Source organism: Vibrio sp. 2132-1 (genome assembly GCF_033344315.1).
The window spans coordinates 1-533 of sequence record NZ_JAWPON010000791.1 but is presented as its reverse complement, the minus strand read 5'-3'; the positions used below and the strand labels follow the sequence as shown (position 1 = coordinate 533).

General features: G+C 46.7%; 1 protein-coding gene. It reads left to right on the top strand.

Features of this window, described 5'->3' with window-relative positions; genetic code table 11:
• Positions 1-533, top strand: a 533-nt coding sequence (locus R8N47_RS28020; protein ID WP_318186460.1) for an aminotransferase class I/II-fold pyridoxal phosphate-dependent enzyme, incomplete at both ends; no start/stop codon positions are given.

Genomic DNA, 533 nt, shown 5'->3' with positions numbered 1-533 from the left:
TTCTATGAATGTGGTGTTTGCCGGTAACCAGTCCGTTTTGGAACACGAAGGTAGACGCTACATTAATTTCTCAAGTAATGATTATTTGGGATTAGCCAATGATCAAGCGCTCGTTCGTGCATGGCAGCAAGGTTTAAGAGTATATGGGAGTGGCAGTGGAGCATCGCCAATGGTCACTGGCTTTAGTGCAGCACACAGCAATTTAGAAGCCGCACTAACTGAATGGTTGAGCTACGACAGAGCAATTCTGTTTGGTTCTGGATTCAGTGCTAATCAAGCCTTGTTGTTCACCTTGTTAGAAAAATCAGACGTATTGATCCAAGACCGTTTGAACCATGCCTCACTGATGGAAGCGGGGATGTTGTCACCAGCTAAGATGAAGCGTTTCAAGCACAATGACATCGAGCACCTAAAGTCGCTGATTAATAGCGAAGACAACCATCTAGTTGTGACGGAAGGGGTATTCAGCATGGACGGTGACTGCGCGCCGCTCAGCGATATAGCTGAAGCCACTCGCAGTCATGATGCTTGGT